This window comes from Abyssisolibacter sp. ZYX002, from assembly GCF_056892235.1.
The window spans coordinates 105273-111272 of the sequence record NZ_JARMXH010000011.1; the positions used below are offsets into that span (position 1 = coordinate 105273).

Genomic DNA, 6000 nt, shown 5'->3' on the forward strand with positions numbered 1-6000 from the left:
AAACTTGATATGTAATGACTATCTCCTAGATGGTCTAGCAGATCTTTTTTCGTTATAAAATGACCAGGCTATGACTGTAGCACTATCAGTTCCTTTTTCTTCATCAACTAATGTAAGTATGTCTATAATATTTTTTTCTATTTCTACTTTATCGTTTTTATGTTTTTTAGTACAAATTTTATAAAAGTACTCAGAGTTTTCAAAAGGTCTGTTACCACACTCTAACACACCATCTGTAATTAAATAAAAATGATTCCAACCTTCTCTTAACTCTCTTATCCCACTACTATAACACGGAACTTATAAACCAAACGTATTAACCTTACCCACCCACTGGTAAAATTGTCTTTGATTTAATGAATACTGTCCTAGCTCTGCTAATTCTCTATGTAACAAATATATTAGATTATCACCTATAGAAAACCACCATACAAATTGTTCTTTTTGTACACAAATAAGACAGTAGCCTCACCAGTTACTCTTTTGCATCGTTCTTGAAAATCATTGTTACTAAGGATTTTCAGCACTAAGTTTTGCATGTCGTGAAATACTTTAGCTAAAGGTTTTGTTAAAACATCTAGAAGCTTTTTTTGGTTTGCTCTGAAAGCAGTTAATATTAGTTCGGCGCTTTCGTGGGTGGTGTGAGCGTCTATTAACATTGCAAATTTTCATTTTCCTTTTTTATCTGCTTTATATATGCTCCATCTTCGTTTTTATTAGCCCTTTCATTACATTTCCCCCATAACAACCTAAATATATATCATTACTGCTAGTAATCTGTATTTCTCCAAGATATCTTTCATCGTTACCTAGCCAGTAAATTTCACTGTACATTACATACCACACCTTTCACATACTATTAATGATATCATTAATAATATATCAAAATCAAATCTTTTAAATATTCGTATTGACTGCTATAATTTAAAACCTTAGAGAATACATTAAGTTCTATAATAAATTAAAACCGCAAAAAACAAGATGCATAGCTTATTTAAAATATCAAAACCATACATCTTAATGTGCATAATATTTTTAATTAATTTGATTGTCTACTTTACAATAGTTAGTCCAATTCATTAGACTCTCTTTCCCTCAGATATATCTAAAGAAAAATAAAACTCTACTCCATTTTGTTTATTGTAAACCCCATAATCACTATTGTGTTTATCAAGTATAGCTTTAACTATTGCTAAGCCCAGTCCTATGCCTCCTTCGTTTCTACTATGAGATTTATCTACCTTAAAGAACCTTAACCAAATACTATCTAATTCTTCTTCTTTAAATCTTTGACCCTCGTTATACACATATATATAATTTTTTTTCTGCAAGGTTTCTCCTTTTATTTCTATAGTACTATCTTCTGATCCATATTTGATTGCATTAGATAGGAAGTTTTTTAGTACTTGTTCTATATTAAATTTGTCACCCTTTACTTTCTTGAAATCACCATAAACCTTTATATCAATTCTTCTTTCTTTTAGCTTCACTTCTAGTGTATTTAGCACTTTGTCAATTACGTCTTTGATTTCAAATTCTTCAATTTTATTGAGTTTTTTATGCTCAATTTTTGATAACTCTAACATATCTAAAATTAGCTTATTCATACCTTCTATTTCATCCAATATAACATCAATGTAGTAATTTTTCTTTTCTTTTTTAACTCCATCTTTTAATCCTTCAGCAAAACCTTTTATAATACCTAATGGTGTTTTAAGCTCGTGAGATACATTTGCAACAAATTCTCTCCTTATTTGCTCTTGCTTTTTTTCTTTTTCTATATCAAACTTTAATTTCTCATTTGCTTCTTTTAAATCAGACATTGCATTATCTAGATTACTCGATAGTGTATTGAGACTTTTATATAGTATTCCTAGTTCATCACTTCTAGTTTCTTTTAACTTGACTTCAAAATCCATATTAGCCATTTTATTAGCTACTTTTGTTACTTTTATAAGTGGTTTAGATATTAGGTTACTATATACATAAGCTATAATTAACGATATTATCGCTGATAATATGAAAAATATAAAGAAGTAATTATTTATCATGGCTACTACTTCATTTACTGGTTGAAGAGAAGCTGATACATTTATAGCTATAATATTATCGTTCTTGTCTGTTACAAATTTTGAGAATACCAATTCCTTATAATTTACATATGGCATATCATTAATAGAATACATTATTCCTCTTTTAGTAAAACCAGAACCTTCATTCTCCAAATTCCATTTGTGCACAAAATCATTTACGTCCTTAAAATATATTGCCCTTTCTGTTGGCTTTATCTCTATATCTTCTTCTGCACTATTATAAATAGCACCATCTATTATCTGTTCTGGTACATATATAATCTTTTCAATAACAGCCTTCCCTTCAATTTTGAAATATTCACCATCATTTATTTTGTGGTCGTTATCTAAGGGCTTTCCATTAATAATTATAGGAATCAATAAGTTATCTTCTGTTTTATATGCTACTATTTTTAATACATCTTTATTTTTAGGTTCTTCGTATCCAAAAACGCTTTCTATTTCTTCTTGATTTAAAAATAAATCATAGAATTCATTCTTATATTTGATAGTTAATAGAAAGTCTTTACTTAATTGTTTTTTAATATATTCATTGTCTTTAATATCATAATATTCTATTGTCATAGTAGCATTATTAGAATCATTAAATATTGGTACTTGTCTTATGATTTGTTCATAATTCCACTCATCTTTGACAGCTTTACTTGCAAATACGTTTATATTATCTATTAGTTTATTTATTTTGTTATCTCTATAATAATTTTCCATGTAAAATTTTAAAACAACAAAAATAGAAATAATCACTATCAACATAGACACAAAAGTAATTATAAACATTTTAGTTACTACTGAATTTAGCTTTATCTTCTTAAACATATCTATACCACCTTAAATTTATATCCTATACCTATAACCGTAGTAATATATCTTGATAATTTTCCTAATTTTTTTCTAATTGTCTTTATATTAGTGTCAACAACTCTACCATCACCAAAATAATCATATCCCCAAACATTCTCTATTATTCTATCTCTGCTAAGTGTGTTCCCTTCATTTTCTATTAATAACACTAAAAGCTCAAACTCTTTTTTAGTTAATTCTATCTCTTTATCATTCACCGTAACCACGTAAGCTTTTTTATTTATACATATCCCACCTCTATTTATTAGGTCTATTTCATCTTCTCCTTGCTCATCTTGCATAGAAAATCTTGAAAGTAATGATTTTACTCTCGCAACCATGACTTTAGGGCTAAATGGCTTTGTAACATACTCATCCGCACCCAGTTCAAATCCTAAAAGCTTATCTTCTTCATCACTTCTTGCACTTAATATTATTATTAGTACATCTGATTTTTTTCTAATTCTCCTGCAAATAGACCATCCATCAAGCTTTGGAATCATTATATCTAATATGACTAAATCTATATCGTTTTTGTCAAATACTTCTATTGCCTCTTGTCCATCTCCAGCTTCATAAATATTGTATCCTTCCACTTCTAAATAGTCAGTTATGATTTCTCTCATTCTTTTTTCATCTTCTACAACCAAAATATTACTCATAATTAACACTCCTATACAATTAGTCTCTTCTATATGTAGTATATCAATTTTTATTTATTATTTATATTATAATCTTAATATGTGAAATTAATGTGAAAGATGCAAAAAGCTGTCTTGCCAAATGATGTGTTTGGCAAAACAGCTCTTAACAAAGTTTTTGTTTTTTTACTCTAACTACTAGTACAGCTATCTCAAATTTACTGTTCCTGTACTTGTAGTTACGCTACTTTTAGTAACTTTGTTTTGTGGTGTATCGTTGAATTTAGTGTTCTCTATTGTTATCCCTTTTGATTGTTGGTTACTAGCACCATTTTGAGTCATAAGCATACTTTTTGCTGCATTGTTACTAGCACTTGCTAACTCTTCATCTGTCAATGCTACAGCATCTCCTGCTTGTATTACAACATGTGTTCCATCTACGCATGTAAATGTACCATTTATATCTGCTGCATCAAGTTGACAAACATTCATCAAAATATCTTGGAAATTTTGTTTGTCATTAGTGGCTTGTTTCTCCATCCAGTTCCAGTCCCAATTAGAATATCCGTTTATATCTTTATGGTCATACATATCTCTTATAGCTTCTTGAGCTGATTTGTGATCATCGCCAAATGTTATATTTACAAATGGTCTATTTCTAGGATGATCAGCTCTTGCATTACCACTATATTTTAAGAAACCTGAGTAAGTTATATCATAGTCCATATATATAGTAGCTGTATATGGAACATCTGATTTAGTTTTAAAGCTCATTAGTTTGATTGTTCTTTTACTTTTTGCAGGTATTTTCGCATCGTATGATGTTGTTGCTGATACGCTTGATGCTGTTGCTGTGCTGTTAGTCCATGATTGTCCTGATTTAAAAGACCAACCATAATTACATGAAGCAGAGACAAACTTAACATCTATTGTTGCTGTACTATTAACTTGTATACCTTCTTCAAATGAATAGGTAAATGAATGTGATACAGTTTTATCTTTTGTATATGTGAAACTTACGGTAGAAGAATCTTCAGTGTTTCCTTTATTAACTGCATCACATGATTGAAGCATTACTGGATCTAATTTTGTTACTTTTTCTTTACCTAATTTAATTGAATCTGTATCTATGTGAAACCTTACATTTGATACAGTCATCTTTAATCTCTTGTCTGCCCAGTAACCACTAGCGTATGGATCGTGTTTGTTATAATTTGCTTGTAATATATATTTATCTCCATCTTTTTTAAATGAAAAATCATCGCCTACATATTGACTTGCTGTTCCACTGCACCATGCGATACCTAGATAATTTGCAAATATAGCATTATTTTTTATGAAGTATCTATTGTTTATTACTTTGCTTATTAAATCTTGTTCGTCTTTAAAATTTGAGTAATTCATTGTGCTTGATGGGAAGGAAGTATTCGTTGCAGGTGATGATGCATACGAAATACTACCCCATGGCATTAAGTTAAAGACCATACATACTGACATAAATAAATATAAAACTTTTTTTGACAAACTACTTTTGGTTTTCATAGTTATTACCTCCTATGCAATATAATATGTTTACATAATATTCCGTATCGGCACATTATGTAAACATCTTCCATATCTTTATTATAGTACTAAACCTCGCTTATGTAAATGACATTTCCGTCCGAAAAACAACAATTTCAATCCCAATTATGCAAATGTAACTTCTGAACAAAAAACAACAATTTCAATCCTAATCGTGTAAAGAGATTAAACAATCATCGTATATCTATATTAGTTTTTTATACTTTGTTCATGTATTTATTCATTTAAAAAGAGAGCTGTCTATCGACAACTCTCGTTACATAATGTTATAGAAGCACTTTTATTTTTCATCTTTTCCATCATCAAATATATTCATTTCTAATAGTTGTTTCCAACACTTATCTGCTTCTTCTCTACATGCCTTAGCCTTTTTGAAAAGCTCTATCGCCTTATTAACTTTAGCTTGATCTGCATTATTTACTATATTTGCTTTGAATTCTTCTAATGTTATTTCACCGTAAAGCACAACCTTGCACTTTATTTCAAATTTTTCTGCTTTACTTCCTACAGTTTCAGTTTTTTCCCCTTCTTTGAATACTCCTAAATCATTTATTTGATTCATGATTTTGTCTGCATCATCATATTTACCTTCTTCTTCTAATTTTATCATTTTTTCAAATAGGTCTTTTGCTTTTTTTAGTGTTTCTTTTGATATATCTTTTTTAAATTCTTTTGAAAGAATGTTGAAAGTGTACTTATCTAAATTTCCTTCAGCAGTTTCAAATGGTTTATCAAATACTCCTAATTCAAACAATTGTTTCATAATTTTTTCTGAATCATTAAAGTTGCCTTCCTCTTCTGCCTTTACCATTTTTTCATATAAGTCTTTTGCTTTTTTTAGC

The 6000-nt window shown here is 29.0% G+C and carries 7 protein-coding genes; all 7 read right to left on the reverse strand.

Annotated elements, in window-relative coordinates:
* Positions 1-18 precede the first annotated feature (18 nt).
* Entirely contained in the window at positions 19-228 is a 210-nt protein-coding gene (locus P3X86_RS19670) for a hypothetical protein (RefSeq protein ID WP_483294444.1), read from the reverse strand.
* A gap of 185 nt (positions 229-413) precedes the next feature.
* Positions 414-659, reverse strand: coding sequence for a hypothetical protein (locus tag P3X86_RS19675; protein ID WP_483294445.1), 246 nt, complete (start codon positions 657-659; stop codon positions 414-416).
* 31 nt (positions 660-690) lie between these two features.
* Positions 691-834 (reverse strand): hypothetical protein, encoded by a 144-nt coding sequence (locus P3X86_RS19680; protein WP_483294446.1) that lies wholly within the window; start codon positions 832-834, stop codon positions 691-693.
* Between the two features lie 245 nt (positions 835-1079).
* Positions 1080-2909 carry a sensor histidine kinase gene (locus P3X86_RS19685; RefSeq protein ID WP_483294447.1) on the reverse strand — a complete coding sequence of 610 codons (1830 nt, stop codon included), beginning with the start codon at positions 2907-2909 and terminating at the stop codon, positions 1080-1082.
* Positions 2910-2911: 2 nt separating this feature from the next.
* Positions 2912-3598 (reverse strand): response regulator transcription factor, encoded by a 687-nt coding sequence (locus P3X86_RS19690; protein WP_483294454.1) that lies wholly within the window; start codon positions 3596-3598, stop codon positions 2912-2914.
* Positions 3599-3781: 183 nt separating this feature from the next.
* Positions 3782-5116 carry an aerolysin family beta-barrel pore-forming toxin gene (locus tag P3X86_RS19695; protein WP_483294448.1) on the reverse strand — a complete coding sequence of 445 codons (1335 nt, stop codon included), beginning with the start codon at positions 5114-5116 and terminating at the stop codon, positions 3782-3784.
* Positions 5117-5438: 322 nt separating this feature from the next.
* The coding region (locus P3X86_RS19700; RefSeq protein WP_483294449.1) for a hypothetical protein at positions 5439-6000 on the reverse strand (562 nt) is incomplete at its 5' end.